The 17,654-nt window shown below is 60.7% G+C and carries 17 protein-coding genes; 5 read left to right on the top strand and 12 right to left on the bottom strand.

Translation table 11 applies throughout. From position 1 onward, the window contains the following. Positions 1–112 precede the first annotated feature (112 nt). The 7 genes from eno to tpiA all read right to left on the bottom strand — a co-directional run bounded on the left by eno (position 113) and on the right by tpiA (position 7,298). Positions 113–1,390 carry a phosphopyruvate hydratase gene (gene eno, locus OSJ75_RS03910; RefSeq protein ID WP_250014277.1) on the bottom strand — a complete coding sequence of 426 codons (1,278 nt, stop codon included), beginning with the start codon at positions 1,388–1,390 and terminating at the stop codon, positions 113–115. A 137-nt stretch (positions 1,391–1,527) separates the two neighbouring features. Beyond that, positions 1,528–2,358 carry a 3-deoxy-8-phosphooctulonate synthase gene (kdsA, locus tag OSJ75_RS03905; protein WP_267226985.1) on the bottom strand — a complete coding sequence of 277 codons (831 nt, stop codon included), beginning with the start codon at positions 2,356–2,358 and terminating at the stop codon, positions 1,528–1,530. 1 nt (position 2,359) lies between these two features. After that, positions 2,360–3,256 carry a VOC family protein gene (locus OSJ75_RS03900; protein WP_267226984.1) on the bottom strand — a complete coding sequence of 299 codons (897 nt, stop codon included), beginning with the start codon at positions 3,254–3,256 and terminating at the stop codon, positions 2,360–2,362. 28 nt (positions 3,257–3,284) lie between these two features. Beyond that, positions 3,285–4,913, bottom strand: a complete 1,629-nt coding sequence (locus OSJ75_RS03895) for a CTP synthase (RefSeq protein ID WP_250014272.1) — start codon at positions 4,911–4,913, stop codon at positions 3,285–3,287. A gap of 146 nt (positions 4,914–5,059) precedes the next feature. Continuing rightward, the gene (locus OSJ75_RS03890) at positions 5,060–5,719 is read right to left on the bottom strand and encodes a L,D-transpeptidase (protein WP_250014271.1); all 660 of its coding nucleotides are present in this window, start codon (positions 5,717–5,719) and stop codon (positions 5,060–5,062) included. Between the two features lie 208 nt (positions 5,720–5,927). Next, entirely contained in the window at positions 5,928–6,446 is a 519-nt protein-coding gene (secG, locus tag OSJ75_RS03885; RefSeq protein WP_267226983.1) for a preprotein translocase subunit SecG, read from the bottom strand. Between the two features lie 87 nt (positions 6,447–6,533). Beyond that, positions 6,534–7,298, bottom strand: coding sequence for a triose-phosphate isomerase (gene tpiA / locus OSJ75_RS03880; protein ID WP_250014269.1), 765 nt, complete (start codon positions 7,296–7,298; stop codon positions 6,534–6,536). Between the two features lie 155 nt (positions 7,299–7,453). On the opposite strand from tpiA, the gene OSJ75_RS03875 reads away from it, so the two are divergent. From OSJ75_RS03875 to glp, 5 genes are read left to right on the top strand one after another with little or no spacing between them, the layout of a single operon-like run. Beyond that, positions 7,454–9,343 carry a peptidyl-prolyl cis-trans isomerase gene (locus OSJ75_RS03875; RefSeq protein WP_267226982.1) on the top strand — a complete coding sequence of 630 codons (1,890 nt, stop codon included), beginning with the start codon at positions 7,454–7,456 and terminating at the stop codon, positions 9,341–9,343. A gap of 8 nt (positions 9,344–9,351) precedes the next feature. After that, entirely contained in the window at positions 9,352–10,371 is a 1,020-nt protein-coding gene (trpD, locus tag OSJ75_RS03870) for an anthranilate phosphoribosyltransferase (RefSeq protein WP_267226981.1), read from the top strand. Between the two features lies 1 nt (position 10,372). Beyond that, entirely contained in the window at positions 10,373–11,173 is an 801-nt protein-coding gene (gene trpC, locus OSJ75_RS03865) for an indole-3-glycerol phosphate synthase TrpC (RefSeq protein ID WP_267226980.1), read from the top strand. Beyond that, on the top strand, positions 11,170–11,673 hold the full coding sequence (moaC, locus tag OSJ75_RS03860) for a cyclic pyranopterin monophosphate synthase MoaC (protein WP_267226979.1): 504 nt from the start codon (positions 11,170–11,172) through the stop codon (positions 11,671–11,673). Before trpC ends, moaC begins: the two co-directional genes overlap by 4 nt. Further along, the gene (glp, locus tag OSJ75_RS03855) at positions 11,670–12,890 is read left to right on the top strand and encodes a gephyrin-like molybdotransferase Glp (RefSeq protein ID WP_267226978.1); all 1,221 of its coding nucleotides are present in this window, start codon (positions 11,670–11,672) and stop codon (positions 12,888–12,890) included. The genes moaC and glp overlap by 4 nt, the downstream gene beginning before the upstream one ends. Here the strand turns inward: glp and OSJ75_RS03850 are convergent. From OSJ75_RS03850 to OSJ75_RS03830, 5 genes are all read right to left on the bottom strand, one after another. After that, complete coding sequence (locus tag OSJ75_RS03850) at positions 12,862–13,941, bottom strand: Gfo/Idh/MocA family protein (protein ID WP_250014262.1); 1,080 nt, start codon at positions 13,939–13,941, stop codon at positions 12,862–12,864. The genes glp and OSJ75_RS03850 overlap by 29 nt on opposite strands. A gap of 72 nt (positions 13,942–14,013) precedes the next feature. Next, positions 14,014–14,796: a ThuA domain-containing protein gene (locus OSJ75_RS03845; protein WP_267226977.1), complete on the bottom strand. Its 783-nt coding sequence runs from the start codon at positions 14,794–14,796 to the stop codon at positions 14,014–14,016. Positions 14,797–14,839: 43 nt separating this feature from the next. Beyond that, positions 14,840–15,841, bottom strand: a complete 1,002-nt coding sequence (locus OSJ75_RS03840; RefSeq protein WP_267226976.1) for an ABC transporter ATP-binding protein — start codon at positions 15,839–15,841, stop codon at positions 14,840–14,842. A 10-nt stretch (positions 15,842–15,851) separates the two neighbouring features. Beyond that, on the bottom strand, positions 15,852–16,679 hold the full coding sequence (locus OSJ75_RS03835) for a carbohydrate ABC transporter permease (RefSeq protein WP_267226975.1): 828 nt from the start codon (positions 16,677–16,679) through the stop codon (positions 15,852–15,854). After that, positions 16,679–17,644, bottom strand: a complete 966-nt coding sequence (locus tag OSJ75_RS03830; RefSeq protein WP_267226974.1) for a carbohydrate ABC transporter permease — start codon at positions 17,642–17,644, stop codon at positions 16,679–16,681. Before OSJ75_RS03830 ends, OSJ75_RS03835 begins: the two co-directional genes overlap by 1 nt. Positions 17,645–17,654: the final 10 nt, after the last annotated feature.

The following is a 17,654-nucleotide window of genomic DNA, read 5'->3' as shown; positions in this document are numbered from 1 at the left end:
ATTCACGTCAACCATAGAACATTGTTTTGCTTAACAGCCGATTACCATACGGCCCAAAAGCAAGATGGCGGGCATAGCCCGCCATCGCACAAAGCATGTCAGTTACCGGGGATCAGATGCTGCGGAAAATCCCGCGGCCTGCATAGCGTGCCTGCGGACCGAGCTCTTCTTCGATCCGGATCAGCTGATTGTATTTTGCGACCCGATCGGAACGGGCAAGCGAGCCGGTCTTGATCTGACCGCAATTGGTGGCAACGGCGAGATCGGCAATCGTTGCATCCTCGGTCTCGCCGGAACGGTGCGACATCACGGCGGTGTAGCCGGCGCGATGCGCCGTATCGACGGCATCGAAAGTCTCCGACAGCGTTCCGATCTGGTTGACCTTGACGAGGATCGAGTTACCGACGCCCATCTTGATGCCATCGCGCAGGCGGGCGGAGTTGGTGACGAAGAGATCGTCGCCGACGAGCTGGCACTTCTTGCCGACGAGTTCGGTCAGATATTTCCAGCCGTCCCAATCGTCTTCGGCCATGCCGTCCTCGACCGTGATGATCGGATAATTGCCGATCAGCTGCGCCAGATATTCGGCCTGCGCATTGGGGTTCCTCGTCTGGCCCTCGCCCTCATAGACGTAATTGCCATCCTTGAAGAATTCGGTTGCCGCGCAATCGAGACCGATCGCGATCTCCTCGCCCGGCTTGAAGCCGGCCTTCTCGATCGACTGCATGATGAAGTCCAGCGCATCCTGCGCCGAGCTGAGATTGGGTGCGAAACCGCCTTCATCGCCGACATTGGTGTTGTGGCCGGCTTCCTTCAGGCGCTTCTTGAGCGTGTGGAACACTTCCGAACCATAGCGCACGGCTTCGGCCAGCGAGGATGCGCCGACGGGCAGGATCATGAATTCCTGGAAATCTATCGGATTGTCGGCATGGGCGCCGCCATTGATGATGTTCATCATCGGCACCGGCAGGACGTGCGCATTCGGCCCGCCGAGATAGCGGTAGAGCGGCAGGCCGGAGGATTCGGCGGCCGCCTTGGCAACGGCCAGCGATACGCCGAGGATCGCATTCGCACCGAGACGGCCCTTGTTCGGCGTGCCGTCAAGATCGATCATCGTCTGGTCGATATGGATCTGGTTCTCCGCGTCGAGACCGCCGACTGCATCGAAAAGCTCGCCATTGACCGCATCCACGGCCTTCTGCACGCCCTTGCCGAGATAGCGGGAACCGCCATCGCGCAGTTCGACCGCCTCATGGGCGCCCGTGGAGGCACCGGAGGGAACAGCCGCACGTCCCTTGGAACCGTCTTCCAGCACGACATCAACTTCAACAGTCGGGTTTCCACGACTATCCAGGATTTCACGGCCAATAATATCGACAATCGCAGTCATTTAACTTCCCTTTGATGAAGGTGGTACAGCATGTTGCTGGCCACTGAATAGCGAATGAACATGACAAGGAAAACCCTGCCTCTGCCGAAACCGGCCTAAAATCGCAAAAAGCCCGCGCCGAGCCCCAGGCCGTCCGATTAGCCGGCTTTGGCGATGCGATCGAATTCGAGGAGTTTCTCGAGAAGCCGGGGCATCTGGTCCAGCGGCACCATGTTCGGGCCGTCGGACGGCGCATTGTCCGGATCCTGATGCGTCTCGATGAAAACGCCGGCGACGCCGACTGCAACGGCGGCCCTTGCCAAAGTCTCCACGAATTCGCGCTGCCCTCCGGTCGAACCACCCTGCCCGCCCGGCTGCTGCACCGAATGCGTGGCATCGAATATGACCGGGGCACCGAGCGACGCCATGATCGGCAAGGCGCGCATGTCCGAAACCAGCGTATTATAGCCGAAGGAGGCACCGCGCTCGGTCACAAGCACGTTCGGATTGCCGCTCTCGGTAACCTTGGCGACGACGTTCTTCATGTCCCAGGGCGCCAGGAACTGCCCCTTCTTGATATTGACGATCCTGCCCGTCTTGGCGGCGGCGATCAGAAGGTCCGTCTGGCGGCAGAGAAAGGCCGGGATCTGCAAGATATCCACGACTTCGGCCAGGACCGCGCACTGCTCTTCCGTATGGACGTCCGTCAGGGTCGGCAGGCCGAACTCCTTCTTGATATCCGCGAACACCGGCAACGAGTTCTCGAGGCCGAATCCGCGCTTGCCGCCAAGCGACGTGCGGTTCGCCTTGTCGAAGCTCGACTTGTAGACGAGGCCGACGCCGAGCTTCGTGGTTATTTCCTTCAACGCCCCCGCCATGTCGAAAGCGTGCTGGCGGCTCTCCATCTGGCACGGGCCGGCAATGATCGAAAGCTTGCCGGTATTGGAGAAATCGACCTTGCCTGCGGATACGGTGGAATTGATGGACATGTCAGAAAGCCTCAAAAGCAATGGCGGCGCCCTGCCCGGGTGCCGGCGGCACCACGAGTCGCGGACCGCGCTGTTCAAAGGAAATATTGTTCGCGGCCAGCCTCGATTCAACACCGGCGAGATCGCTGGCCGCCAGGACGAACCCCTGCAGCCGCAAACCCCGTTCGCGAATAGGCGCTGCTACGCCGTAGAATGCCGCCAGACCCTCGGGCGTCAGAACCGAAACATTGCAGTTGGCGGCGCGTATATCCATGCCGAAGGAATGGGCATTCACTTCGCGCTGATTGGCCGTCTGCTGGAGGAAATACTGAAAATCGGTCGGATTTTCCTCGGACAGGACCACTTCACGCAAGGAAACACGGCCATTCGCATGGTTGAGCAGGGCCGAACGGTCGACGGGCGGTGCGCCGATACGCTGGCACGCAAAAACGAAAGCATCCGGCGAGCGCAGGTCCGCCGCAAAGGCCAGACGGAAGCTTGCAACGCCCTTTTCGCCGCTGGGCGTTTCAAACGTGCGCGAGAAATCCAGGGTCTTTCCGGCAGAGATGCCCGCTTCGACGAAGTTGCTGTGGTCCGAATGCGCATCGTCGCTGGCGAAAACCAGGGCGGAAAAGCCCTCCTGGCCGTTGCGGAACCGGTAAGCCTGGTCGCGCGCCACGAAGACGTTGCCGGCCCGAGCCTGTTCCTCGCAGGTTTCCCGCTGCCCGATCGCCAGCATCTCGATATAACAACCATCCGCGAGAAATATGCAGACATTCTCGGTTCCGAACGGATGTGCGGCCGCCGGAGCGACGACAAAGCCCAGACGCTCCCATCGCTCGCGGGCGACATCGAGGCTTGCCGTCGGCAGAACCAGATGGTCCACGGGTCGCGCCGTCCAGGGGAGCATGTCACTCATTGGTCGGCGCTCCCCTGTGCTTCCAACGTCAAACCAGCCTGCTCTGGGCCATCGCGGCGCTGATGAAGGACGCGAACAGCGGATGCGGTTCGAACGGCCGTGACTTCAGCTCCGGATGATACTGGACGCCGATGAACCATGGATGGTCGGGATATTCGACCGTCTCCGGCAATACGCCATCCGGCGACATGCCCGAGAATACCAGGCCGCATTCCTCGAGCCTGTCCTTGTATTCGATGTTCACCTCATAACGATGCCGGTGCCGCTCGGAAATATCGGTCGATCCGTAGATATCCGCGATACGGGTGCCGGCCTTCAGCATGGCTTCATAAGCGCCGAGCCGCATCGTGCCGCCCAGGTCGCCGCTTTGCGCCCGCTTCTCAAGCATATTGCCGCGCAGCCATTCGGTCATCAGGCCGACGACAGGCTCGCTCGCCGGTCCGAACTCGGTGGACGAGGCTTCCTCGACACCTGCGAGCGAACGCGCAGCTTCGATCACCGCCATCTGCATGCCGAAGCAGATGCCGAAATACGGCACTTTGCGCTCCCGCGCGAACTTGGCGGCCAGTATCTTGCCCTCGGAACCACGTTCGCCGAAACCACCCGGCACCAGGATGCCATGCACCTTCTGGAGATAGGGCGCCGGATCTTCCTGTTCGAATATCTCCGATTCGATCCAGTCGAGGTTCACCTTCACCTTGTTGGCCATGCCGCCATGATGAAGCGCCTCGATCAACGATTTATAGGCGTCCTTGAGGCCGGTATATTTACCGACGACGGCGATCGTCACCTCGCCTTCCGGATTGTGTATCCGCTGGCTGACCTCGTCCCAGCGTTCCATGCGCGGCTTCGGCGCCGGATCGATACCGAATGCAGCGAGAACTTCCGAATCGAGGCCTTCCTTGTGGTAGGCCATCGGCACGTCATAGATCGTGTCGACGTCGAGAGCCTGGATGACGGCGGATGCACGGACGTTACAGAACAGCGACAGCTTGCGCCGCTCCGATTCGGGGATTTCCCGATCGGCACGGATCAAGAGAATGTCCGGCGCAATGCCGATGGAACGAAGTTCCTTGACCGAATGCTGGGTCGGCTTGGTCTTCAGTTCGCCCGCTGCCGGAATATAGGGCATCAGCGTCAGATGGATGAAAACCGAGCTGCCGCGCGGCAGATCATTGCCCAATTGGCGGATTGCTTCGAGGAACGGCATGGCTTCGATATCGCCCACCGTGCCGCCGATTTCGCACAGCACGAAATCATAATCCTCATTGCCTTCGACGATGAAGTTCTTGATTTCGTCGGTGACGTGCGGAATGACCTGCACCGTCGCTCCGAGATAGTCGCCGCGACGCTCCTTCTCGATGATATTGCGGTAGATCCGTCCGGTGGTGATGTTGTCCTGCTTGTTGGCAGGCCTGCCGGTGAATCTTTCGTAGTGACCGAGATCGAGGTCGGTTTCCGCGCCGTCATCCGTTACGAACACTTCGCCGTGCTGATAGGGCGACATCGTACCGGGATCGACGTTGAGATAAGGATCGAGCTTGCGGATACGAACACGGTATCCACGAGCCTGGAGAAGTGCCGCCAAAGCGGCAGCAGCGATGCCTTTTCCGAGGGAAGAAACCACGCCGCCAGTGATGAAAACATATCGGGCCATGGGCTTATCTCGTTAGTCCTTTGTGAGTGATTTGGCCACAAAAAAATTCGGCGCAAGCGCCGTTTTCCAGTGCCAAGATTATTGCAAGCTCAAACAAAACGGCCAGACGCGATGTCTGGCCGTTTCAGCGAATGGGTAAATAGAACTTAGAGAACAACCACTTCCGTGCCGACACTCACGCGATCGTAAAGATCGATCACATGATCATTGACCATGCGGAAGCAGCCATTGGAGGCCGAGCTGCCGATGCTCCACGGCTGAACCGTGCCATGGATGCGGATGTGGGTATCCTTGTTGCCCTGCGACAGGTAGAGCGCGCGGGCGCCAAGCGGATTGCCCGGGCCGCCATCCATGCCATTTTCATACTTGGCATAATGCGCCGGCTCGCGCTTGATCATGTCCTTCGTCGGTATCCAGCGCGGCCACTCGCGCTTCGTCTGGACGACGGCCGTTCCCTTGAACTCAAGACCTTCCTTGCCCACGGCTATGCCGTACCGACGCGCACTGTAGGCGCTCTCTACGTAGTAAAGGAACTTGGCTTTCGTATCGATGACGATCGTCCCCGGCTTGTAGCCCGAGAACGCCACTTCCTGCGGCTCATATTTGGGATCGATGCCGTACCTGGATTTCTTCGGCTTTGCCGGCTGGCGAACCTCGGCAACCTGGACTGGCTGCGGCTCAGTCGCTGCAACCGCCTCATCGCCGTTGAACGGCTTCATGATCTTCTGGAGCAGCGGCTCTGCCGATGCCGGCCCGGCAAGGGCAATGGCAGACAGGCCAATAAGTAACGACCGACGTGATAGCATAGTTCTTTTCCCGCAAATGAGCTTGGCGCGATCCTTCAGCACCAGCCCGGCCCCCAGGCCAACTGATATGGCGATAACGGAAGAATTTTCTCTTCTCAACGCAAATCGCCGTGAAGTGGATGATGCCGATTATGATGCGTCTAAAAAGTTGCGGAAGCGCAACACTTTGCTGCGCTTCCGCTCACCTCGGAATGATCCGATACAGGGCTTAATTCGGTACCGGGCTCGTCGGCTGTGCCGGCGTGGTCGCGGGAGATTCGGGCGCTGCCGGTGCCTCGGTACCGGGCGCGGCCGGTGTCTCGGTGCCAGGTGCGGCCGATCCGGTCGGCGCCTGCGGCAGAGCGGCCGGCGTTTCGGGCTGCGCCGGTGCGCCGTCCTGCGCGGGCGCCTGGTTGGAAGACGGTCCGCCCAGCTGGTTGAGGATGCCGCCACTCGTCGGAGGCTGCTGGCCAGCGGGCTGCGTCCCGGTCGTTGCCGGAATACGGTTGAGAATATCCGTCGGGTTTTCACCGTAGCGGGCTATGAGGCCGAGAACCAGCGATGTGATGAAGAAGCCGGTTGCGAGGATCGCAGTCGCGCGCGTCAGCACATTCGCCGCGCCGCGTGCGGTCATGAATCCGGACCCGCCGCCAATGCCGAGACCGCCGCCCTCGGAACGTTGCACGAGAACAACCCCGACAAGAGCAAGTACAATCAACAGATGAATGACGATAACGACGGTTTGCATAGGAAATAGTCTGCTTTCTTCGTATTGGACGCGGCTCTTTACACCGTATGCGGCAATAAACCAAGCCCACCCGGCCCGGAATTGCGGCTAGAGCGAATGATAGGCCTCACAGATGGAGAGGAAATCGGCCGCTTTCAAGCTCGCACCGCCGACAAGGGCGCCGTCGACATTGGAGATGGCCAGAAGTTCGAGTGCATTGGACGGTTTTACAGACCCGCCATAAAGGATGCGCATCCGTGCACCTTCGCTACCGAAATCATCCCTGAGCCTGGCGCGAATCGCATCATGCACCTCTGCGACGTCTCCCGGCGTCGGCGTCAGCCCGGTCCCTATGGCCCAGACGGGTTCGTAGGCGATGATCGTGTTGGCCGAGGTCGCCCCCGCCGGAATCGATCCGGCCAGCTGCGCGGTGATGACGTCGAGCGTCTCGCCCGCCTTGCGCTGCTGTTCGGTCTCGCCGATGCAGATGATCGCGATCAGACCGGCCCGCCAGGCCGCTACTGCCTTGGCGTTCACGATCTCATTGGTCTCGGCGTGGTCGACGCGGCGCTCGGAATGGCCGACAATGACGTGCGAAGCGCCGGCATCCTTGAGCATTTCGGCGGAAATATCTCCCGTATGCGCACCGGAATCCTTGGCATGGCAATCCTGGCCGCCAATATCGAGCGCTTCGCCGTCCACCGTCTGGACCGCGCGGGCGAGAAGCGTGGACGGCACGCAGATCAGCGCGTCGATCTTCTGGCCGATAGCCGAGTTGGGCCGGTTGACGATGGTGCGCAGTTCATCGAGCGAATCCGCCACACCATTCATTTTCCAGTTTCCAGCGACGAGAGGACGGATGTCAGGGGTCATTTTCACTTCCTTACGGACTTGCCTGGGGCGATTTTCTCGATCATTTGATTGCTTGACTAGCAAATTCGCTTGATAAAGCAATCGACACAAAGCATTCGGCGCGCTATTCCCGCAGGGAAATCCAATACGCCTCCTGTCTGATAAGGTAACTTTATATGCTCGACTCCCTCCGCAACGTTGCCCGTACCTGGGTGGTAAAAGTGATGATGGGCCTTCTCGTTGTCAGCTTTGCCGGATGGGGTGTATCCAGCACGGTACTCGGCACCATGGGCGGCAGTTCGGCCATGCAAGCCGGCCAATCGACAGTCTCGGCGGTAGATTACCGGCTGGCCTATGACCGGCAACTCGCAATGTTGTCGCAACAGGTGGGCCAGCGGCTGTCGCGCGAACAGGCGGAAGCCGTCGGCCTGACCCAGCGGGTTCAGGGGCAGCTCGTCGCCGGCGTCGTACTCGACGAACAGGCGCGCCAGATGTCGCTTGGCCTTTCCAAGGACAGGCTCGCCATGCTTGCGGCCGAAGATCCGGCCTTCCGCGGCGCCAATGGCCAGTTCAGCCAGCAGCAGTTCGATATCGTGCTGCGCAATGCCGGCATGACGCCGCAGGCCTATCTCGACAATCGCGAACAGGTGGCCCGCCGCCAGCAGATCATCGAGGCCGTCGCCGACGGCATCAAGGCTCCGGACACGCTGCTGAAGGCCATGGCTCTCTACAAGGGTGAATCGCGCACGATCGAATATGTCTCGATGCCCAAGAGCTTCATTTCGAATGTCGCCGACCCGAGCGATGCCGACCTGAAGACCTATTTCGAAGCGCACAAGGAAACCTATGGCGCCCCGCAATACCGCAAGGTCAGCTATGTGAAGCTGGAGCCGAAGGACATTGCCGATCCGGCAAGCATCACGCCCGAGGAAATCAAGGCTGAATATGATCGCGATATCGGCCGCTTTTCGACACCGGAAATGCGCAAGATCGACCAGCTGACCTTCGCCAACGAGGAAGCAGCAAAGGCAGCGCGCGAAAAGATTGCCGCAGGCACCAGCTTCGACGATATCGTCAAGCAGGAGAACAAGACCGCCGACGACGTGCGGCTTGGCAGCTTTCCGAAGAACGGCCTTCCTGACGAGAGCCTCGCCGATGCCATTTTCGCCCTGCCCGCCAACGGCGTCAGCGACGTGCTGAAGGGCACGTTCGGACCGGTCATAATCCGCGTTGCGGAAATGACGCCGGGCCATACCAAGCCGCTTGCCGAGGTGGAAGCGGACATCCGCGAGTCGCTTGCGCAGGCTCAGGCCGTAAATTCCATCACGGATGTGCACGACGCCTACGAAAATGCACGGGCCGACGGCCTGAGCATGGCCGAAGCTGCGGCCAAGGCAAACCTCAAGATGGTGACGATCGATGCCGTCGATGCCACCGGCCAGGGCCTCGATGAGAAGCCGGTTGCCAATCTCCCCTTCAACGAAGCCCAGCTGGCGGCGGTATTCCAGGCCGATGTCGGGTTTGACAATGAACCGCTCAGCCTCGGTTCGAACAGCTATCTCTGGTATGATGTCGATAGCGTCATCCCTGCCCGCGAGCGGCCGCTGGAAGAAGTGAAGGACCGCGTGATCGCCAATTGGAAGATCGCAGAGCAGGAAAAGCAGCTGAACCAGAAGGCCGAGGAAGTGCGCAAGCGCGTCGCCGAGGGAACCACGCTCGATGCAATTGCCGGCGAGTTCAAGTTCACCAAGGAGACCAAGCGCGGTATCACGCGCGGCAGCCAGGATACCGATCTCGGCCTTGGCGGCGTCGATTCCGTATTCGACGGGCCGCAGGGCCTGGTCGGGCTGACGGAATCCGCCTCGGATGGTTCGAAGCTCATATTCAAGGTCACCGAGGTGATCGAGCCCGCCAATACGGGTCCGGAGACACTTTCGACGGCTGAACGCGATTCCTCCGGCAACCGCCTCGCCGACGATCTCCTCGACCAGCTGGTCGCCCAGTTGCAGACCGTTTACCCCGTGACAGTCAACCCGACCGTCATCAACCAGGCGCTTTCCCGTTAGGATATGACATGGCTGAGCTGAAGCGTTTCATCGGGATCGCAGCGTCCGGCAGAGCATTGTCGCAGGATGAAGCCGTGCAGGCTTTCGACATCATGATGTCGGGAGAGGCCACGCCGGCGCAGATCGGCGGCCTGCTGATGGCATTGCGCGTGCGGGGCGAGAACATCGACGAGATCACCGGCGCGGTTTCGGCCATGCGATCGAAGATGCTGCCGGTCAATATCGGCGTCGATGCGATCGATATCGTCGGCACGGGCGGCGACCAGTCCGGCTCCTACAATGTGTCGACCTGTGCCGCCTTCGTGGCCGCGGGCGCCGGAGTTCCCGTGGCGAAACATGGCAATCGCGCGCTCTCGTCCAGATCCGGCGCCGCGGACACGCTCGCGGCTCTCGGGATCAACATCGAGATCGGTCCCGACCACATCGCCCGTTGCGTGGATCAGGCCGGCATCGGCTTCATGTTTGCTCCGGTCCATCATCCTGCGATGAAGCATGTCGGCCCCGCGCGCGTCGAGCTTGGTACGCGGACCATCTTCAATCTGCTCGGCCCTCTGACCAATCCGGCCGGTGTAAAGCGGCAATTGGTCGGCGTTTTTGCGCCGGAATGGGTCGAACCCATTGCCCATGTGCTCAAGAAACTCGGATCGGAATCGGTCTGGGTGGTGCATGGCGACGGTCTCGACGAGATCACCACGGCAGGCGTCACCAAGGTTGCCGCACTCGAAAACGGCGAAGTCCGCAGCTTCGAAATCGAGCCGGAAGCATTCGGGCTTCGACGCGTCGAACCCCAGGACCTGAAAGGCGGCTCGGCGGACGAGAATGCCGTGTCGCTGCTTTCCGTACTGGATGGCGCCCACGGCGCCTATCGCGACATCACCCTGTTCAACGCCGCCGCCGGCCTTGTCATCGCCGGCGCTGCACCGGACCTTAAAGCCGGCATCGAGAAGGCGGCCCATTCCATCGACAGCGGCGCGGCGCGGCGCGTATTGCGGAAGCTCGTCCACATTTCCAATGAGACGGACATCTGACATGGCCGATATCCTGCGCAAGATCGAAGCTTACAAGCGCGAAGAGATCGCCGCCGCGAAGGCCGCGACAAGCCTGGAGATGCTGCAGGCGCAGATTGCGCAGAATGACGCCCCGCGCGGTTTTCTCGACGCCTTGCGCCGCAAGCGCGAGAACGGCCAATTCGCGCTTATCGCCGAAATCAAGAAGGCAAGTCCTTCCAAGGGGCTGATCCGTCCGGATTTCGATCCGCCGAGCCTGGCGAAGGCCTATGAGCTTGGCGGTGCCGCCTGCCTGTCGGTGCTGACCGACCAGCCATCGTTTCAGGGAGCTCCCGAATTTCTTCATGACGCCCGCGCCGCCACGAACCTGCCGGCGCTGCGCAAGGATTTCCTGTTCGACCCCTACCAGGTCCACGAGGCGCGCGCCTGGGGAGCGGATTGCATCCTGATCATCATGGCCTGCGTGGATGATGCGCTTGCCGCCGAACTCGAACAGACCGCATTTTCGCTCGGCATGGATGCGCTCGTCGAAGTTCACGACGAAGCGGAAATGGAGCGCGCCCTGAAGCTCGAATCGCCGCTTCTGGGCATAAACAACCGCAATTTGCGCACTTTCGAGGTGAATCTTGCCGTTTCCGAGCGGCTTTCGCGCATGGTGCCGGAAAGCAGGCTTCTCGTTGGCGAGAGCGGGATTTTTACCCATGACGACTGCCAGCGCCTCGCCCGATCCAATATCGGCACCTTCCTCGTCGGCGAAAGCCTCATGCGGCAGCAGGACGTCGCCGCCGCCACCCGGGCGCTGCTTTTTGGCGAAACGCCATGACCGGCACCGGGCTCACCCATCTCGGCGCTGAGGGCAGCGCCAATATGGTGGATGTCGGTGACAAATCCGAAACCAGCCGCACCGCCATCGCCGAAGGTTTCGTGCGGATGCGGGCTGAGACGCTCGATCTCATCCGCAAGGGAAATGCCGCCAAGGGCGACGTGATCGGAACGGCGCGAATCGCCGGCATCATGGCGGCCAAGAAGACGCACGACCTCATTCCCCTCTGCCATCCGCTGCTGTTGAGCAAGATCGCCGTCGAGATCGATGCCGATGAAAATCTCCCGGGTCTCCGCGTCGTTGCTACCGTGAAGCTCAACGGCAAGACGGGCGTCGAGATGGAAGCGCTGACGGCCGTCTCCATCGCCTGCCTCACCCTCTACGACATGGCCAAGGCGGTCGATAAGGCCATGGTCATCGAGAATGTTCGCCTTTTGCACAAGAGCGGCGGCAAATCGGGCGACTGGAACGCCGAAACCGGCAATTCCGGGACGCCATGAGCGGGCTCCTTCCCGTAGACGAAGCCCTGCGGCGGATCATGGAAGCGGCCGCCGAGGCCGGGGCTGAACTGGTCGCGCTTGCCGAGGCCGGTGGTCGGGTGCTGGCCGACAACCTCTATGCTCAACGCCAGCAACCACCCTTCGCAGCTTCCGCCATGGATGGCTATGCCGTGCGCGCCGCCGATGTCGAAAATGCGCCGGTCAAACTCAAGCTGGCGGGACAATCCGCAGCCGGGCATGGCTTTTCGGGCGAATTGTCGGCTGGCGAAGCCGTCCGGATATTTACCGGCGCGCCCGTACCCATCGGCGCCGATAGCGTCGTCATCCAGGAGAATACCGTCGCCCGCGCCGGTGAAGTCGAGATATTGCAGCCGATCCTCGCCGGAAAGAACATCCGCCGCGCCGGCCTGGACTTCAATGAAGGCGACCTGCTGCTTGCCGCCGGCCGCTTGCTCGACCCGGCGGCCCTCGCGCTTGCCGCATCGGCGAACCATGCACAACTGGCCGTTCGGCGCCGACCTATTGTTGCGATACTTGCGACCGGGGACGAGTTGGTCGAACCCGGCCAGGCGCCGCGCGCGGACCAGATCATTGCCTCGAACAGCTTCGGCGTGGCGGAAATCGCCCGCTTGGCCGGCGCGGTCACCATCGATCTCGGCATTGCCGAGGATAATCTCGATGCGCTCAGCAATGCGATCGATCGCGCCGTGGCTGCGCGGGCCGATATCCTGATCACGCTCGGCGGCGCTTCGGTAGGCGATCATGACCTCGTGCAGCCAGCCCTGGCATCCAAGGGGCTGGAACTCGATTTCTGGAAGATCGCGCTGCGGCCGGGCAAGCCGCTGATGTTCGGCCGGCTTGGACCGATGAATGTGCTCGGCCTGCCGGGCAACCCGGTGTCGAGCCTCATCTGCGCGCATGTTTTTCTCGTGCCGCTGCTGCGGAAGATGCTGGCCCTGCCATACGAGCCCGAATTGCAGCCAGCTATCGTGGCGAGCGACATGCCGGCCAACGACCAGCGCCAGGATTACGTTCGCGCGCGGATCGCGCGGGGGCCACACGGCACCCTGACGGCAACGCCCTTTGCCGTGCAGGATTCGTCGATGCTCAAATTCCTCGCCGATGCCAATGGCGTTATCGTGCGCGCGCCGGCGGCGCCCGCCTTGCAGGCGGGCGATCAATGCCGGGTTATGATGCTACGCTCCGAGGTTGAATGAGGTTTTCCTCGAGCTTGTGCTCCCTGCGGTCGATCTCGGTGATCGTGGCGAGGTCGATCGCCTTCTGCAGCTTGGCGGCATGCCTGAAGGACGGTTCCAGCGTACGCCCCTGCCCTACGGCCTCGACGAAGCGCTGGTAATTGGTGGATACGGCTTCCACCTCGATTTCCTTCCAGGTCGCGGTTTCGATGTCTTCGCCCAGGCAGACGAAGAGCTTGGAACCGTCATGGCGATGCTGGATTTCCATCGAGCCCTTGTCGCCATAGACGCGCAGGCGCAGCTCGTTGACATGGCCCGTCGCCCAGCGGCTTGAGTGAACGACGCCGAGGGCGCCATTGGTGAAGCTCACCGACATGGTGAAACTGTCATTGGCATCCAGCACATATTCACCGATGCGATTGCCATCCGCCTTGTCGAAGGCCTTCAGCCGGCAGAAGACCTCGTCGATCTCCGTATCGGTCGCATAGACGACAAAGTCGAGAATATGGACGCCGACATCCCCCAGCGTCCCATTGGAACCGTGCTGCTTCGACAGGCGCCACAGCCATTGGCTCTCCGTCCGCCAATCGCCCCAGACCTTCGAAACGAGCCAGCTCTGCAGATAGGACGCCTCGATATGGCGAATATTGCCGATCTGGCCGCTCGTCACCAGCATTCGAGCCGCCTGCAGCTGGGCAACGTTCCTGTAGGTCAGGTTGACCATGCCGACGAGGTTGTTGCGCTCGGCCATCTCGGCCATTTCCATCGCATCCATGAAATTCGTCGCAAGCGGCTTTTCGCAGAACACGTGCTTGCCGGCGCGAAGGCAGGCAATGGTGGTCGGATGATGCGCACTGTCGGGAGTGACATTGGCGACCGCATCGAAATCATTCCACTCCAGCGCATCCTCCAGCGACGTGAAGGCATGTTCGAAGCCATATTTGTCGCGGAATGCTTCCGCCCGGGCGCGATCGACATCGACCGCGCCGGCGAGCGTAACGCCCTCGATCGCAACGAAATTCCGGGCGTGGGTATTGGCCATGTGACCGGTTCCCAGGATCAATAAGCGCATGCGCGTCGTCCTTCAAAGATATCGCGGCCAGCGGCCGGCTGCACGAAAACATATCGCATTCTTCAGTGCTCCTTAGCGGAAGCCCTTCTCGCCCTGTTTGTGCAAGCTTTCCCCCCGTAGCTCTATGGGCTCCAGCGCCTTCTCGACGGGCACGTTCGGCGCGGTGGTGATGTTCGGGAATCGCGCCGGAGAATAGGCCCAGTTCACCGCATTTCTCAGCACCAGACCCACCGTCTCGTCGTGATAGGTCGGGTAGGTCTCGTGGCCGGGACGGAAGTAGAAGACATTCCCCGCGCCCTTGCGATAGGTCAAACCCGAGCGGAAAACCTCGCCGCCCTGAAACCATGAAACGAATACGGTCTCTAGCGGTTCCGGCACCGAAAACGGCTCGCCATACATTTCCTCGTTCTCGAGCTCGAAGAATGCCGGCAGGCCGCGCGCGATCGGGTGACCCGGATTGACCACCCAAAGTCGCTCCCGCTCGCCGGCTTCGCGCCAGTTCAAGGCGCAGGGCGATCCCATCAGCCGCTTGAATATCTTGGAGAAATGCCCCGAATGGAGGACGATGAGCCCCATGCCTTCCCAGACCCGCTTTGCCACGCGCTCGACGACTTCGTCGGCCACATCGCCATGCGCCCGGTGACCCCACCAGACCAGCACGTCGGTCTCTTCCAGGGCCTTTTCGGTCAAACCATGCTCCGGCTCCTGAAGCGTTGCCGTCCGGACCTCGATGTTCGTGTCGGAACGCAGCAGCTTGGCGATCTGATTGTGCATGCCCTCCGGATAGATGTCGGCGACGGTCTTGTTGATGTGCTCGTGAACGTTCTCGCCCCAAACGAGCGTACGAATAGGCATGGCTGTTTCCTTGTCTCAGGCTGTTTTCAATCTAGCTTCGGTCTCAGGCGGGTTTTCCCGCCTTGTCGAAACGGTGAACATTGTCATTTATCGGCGAAACATGGAGCGCTTCGCCCGGCTGGTGCCGCGCGGTGCCGTCCTGGCGAACGACAAGTGGCTCCTGTGCTCCGATATCGATGTAGAGATAGCTCTCCGAGCCGAGATTCTCCGAAAGCAGCAGCTTGCCCTGCCATCGACCCGTCTTCTCCACGATCTGCAGGTGCTCCGGGCGAACGCCCAGCGTATCGGCCTTGTAGGCTTCAGCGAATTTCCCGGTCAGAAAGTTCATCTTTGGGGACCCTATGAATCCGGCGACGAAAGTAGACTGGGGCTTTTCATACAGCTCCAGCGGCGTGCCGACCTGCTCCACATTGCCATCCCGCAACACACAGATCCGATCGGCCAACGTCATGGCCTCCACCTGATCATGCGTCACATAGATCATGGTCGTCTCGTGCATTTTGGCGTGGAGCTTGGCGATTTCAAGACGGGTCGCGACACGAAGCGCCGCATCGAGATTGGACAGCGGCTCGTCGAAAAGGAACACCTTGGGATCGCGGACGATGGCGCGTCCGATTGCGACGCGCTGGCGCTGGCCGCCGGAAAGCTGCTTGGGCAGGCGGTCCAGATATTCGGTGATCTGCAGCATTTCGGCCGCTTCGTTGACACGCTTCCTGATCTCGTCCGCGCCGCCCTTGGCGAGTTTTAGCCCGAACGCCATGTTGTCGTAGACGGTCATATGCGGATAGAGCGCGTAGGACTGGAACACCATTGCGATGCCGCGCTGGGACGGCGTGAGGCTGTTCACGACCTTGTCGTCGAATGACAGCGTGCCGGAGGTAATGTCCTCCAGCCCGGAAATCAGGCGCAGCAATGTGGACTTGCCGCACCCGGATGGACCAACGAACACCATGAATTCGCAAGGGTTTATCTCGAGATTGACACCCTTGATGACATCGAAATTGCCAAAGGACTTGCGAAGCTCTTTCAATCGTATTGTCGTCATTTGAAACTCCTCAGCCTTTGACGCCGCCGGCGGTAAGACCGGAAATGATCTTGCGTTGAAAAATGAGAACGAGAACGACCAGCGGTACGGTCACGATGACCGAGGCCGCCATGATCGCACCCCAGGGCACTTCATGGGCGCTGTTTCCGGTCAGAAGCGCTATGATCACCGGCACCGTCCGCGTCTCGGTCGACGAGGTGAATGTCAGGGCGAACAGGAACTCGTTCCAGGCGGCAATGAATGCCAGCAGGCCCGTGGTCACCATTGCGGGCCACATCAGCGGCAGGAACACTTTCGTGATGATCACCCAGGGCGTGGCCCCATCGACGATCGCCGCTTCTTCGATCTCGACCGGAAGGTCTCTCATGAAGGTGGTGAGCACCCAGACGGTAAAGGGCAGCGTGAAGATCGTATAGGAGAAGATCAGGCCCCACAGCGTATTATAGAGGCCGAGCAGCCGGATGACTTCGAACAGGCCGGCGAGAACGGCGATCTGCGGGAACATCGAAACCGAAAGGATGGTCAGGAGCAGCAGCGAGCGCCCGCGAAACCGTACCCTCGCCAGCGCGAAGGACGCCGTTATGGCGATCAGCAGCGACAGCATCACGACGAGGCTCGAAACGATGACCGAATTCAACAGGTTGCGGGTGAAACTGCCGGCCTCGATCACCGAGACATAATTGGCCAGCGAGAAGCTCGTGGGCAGATAGGAGATCGTGAACAGCGAATTCCCGGTTTTGAAGCTCGTTATGATCGCATAGTAGAACGGGAACACCGAAAACAGCACGATGAGCGCCACCAGAGCGTAGAATGCCGTTTGCTTGACGAGTGCTGGCATCAGCGTTCCCCTCCATCGAGGCGCACACGGCCGAGCCAGATCGCAGCGATCGTCATCAAGGCAATGATGACGAACAGCAATGTCGATTGGGCCGAGCCATAGGCGAATTTGTCGAACTCGATCAGATTTTCGCGCGCGAGTACCGACATGGTCTTGGTCTGCGCACTGTTCGGCGTCAGGACATAGATCAGGTCGAATATCCGCATCGCATCGAGCAGGCGGAAGATGATGGCGACCATCAGCGCCGGCCTGACCAGCGGCAGGGTGATGCGGAAGAACTGCTTCACCGGATGAACGCCATCGATGCGCGCCGCTTCATATATGTCCTGCGGGATCATCTGCAGGCCGGCGAGGATCAGCAGCGCCATGAATGGCGTGGTCTTCCACACATCGACGATCAGCACCGCGATCATCGCCGTGTCCGCGCTGGCGGTCCAGGCAATCGGCGCGCTGATCAGGCCGAGGCGGATGAAGAGATCGTTGAGAATGCCGAACTGGTCGTTCAGCATCCAGCCCCACATGCGGGCGGAAACGATGGTCGGTATCGCCCAAGGTATCAGTATCGCGGCACGGACGAGGCCCCTGCCCTTGAAATCGGCGTTGAGCACGAGGGCGATGATCATCCCGAAAAATGCCTCCAGCGCCACCGAAAGAATGCTGAAGCGCACCGTATTCCAGACGGCATTCCACCAGGCCGGATCGACCAGCAGGCCGGAATAGATGGTGCGCCCGCTCTTCAGCTGAATCCACGAAAAATAGTTCTTGAAGCCGACCCATTTGGCGGCGCCCATATTGGTGAGGGAGGCGTCGGTAAAGGAGAAATAGATGGTGCGGATGAGAGGCCAGCCTGCAACCACGATCAGCGCGACGATCATCGGTATCAGGAATAATTGTGCGGCCCGCGCGCGTTGCCGCAATAGTTCGGAGCGCATGGCCAATTCAGAGCGCATGGTCGGTGCAGTCATATGCGCAGTC

The sequence above is a fragment of the Phyllobacterium sp. 0TCS1.6A genome (assembly GCF_026420825.1).
In the GTDB taxonomy this organism is placed as follows: domain Bacteria; phylum Pseudomonadota; class Alphaproteobacteria; order Rhizobiales; family Rhizobiaceae; genus Phyllobacterium.
Note: the sequence above shows the minus strand (reverse complement) of the source record. Positions and strands in the feature narration are given on the sequence as shown.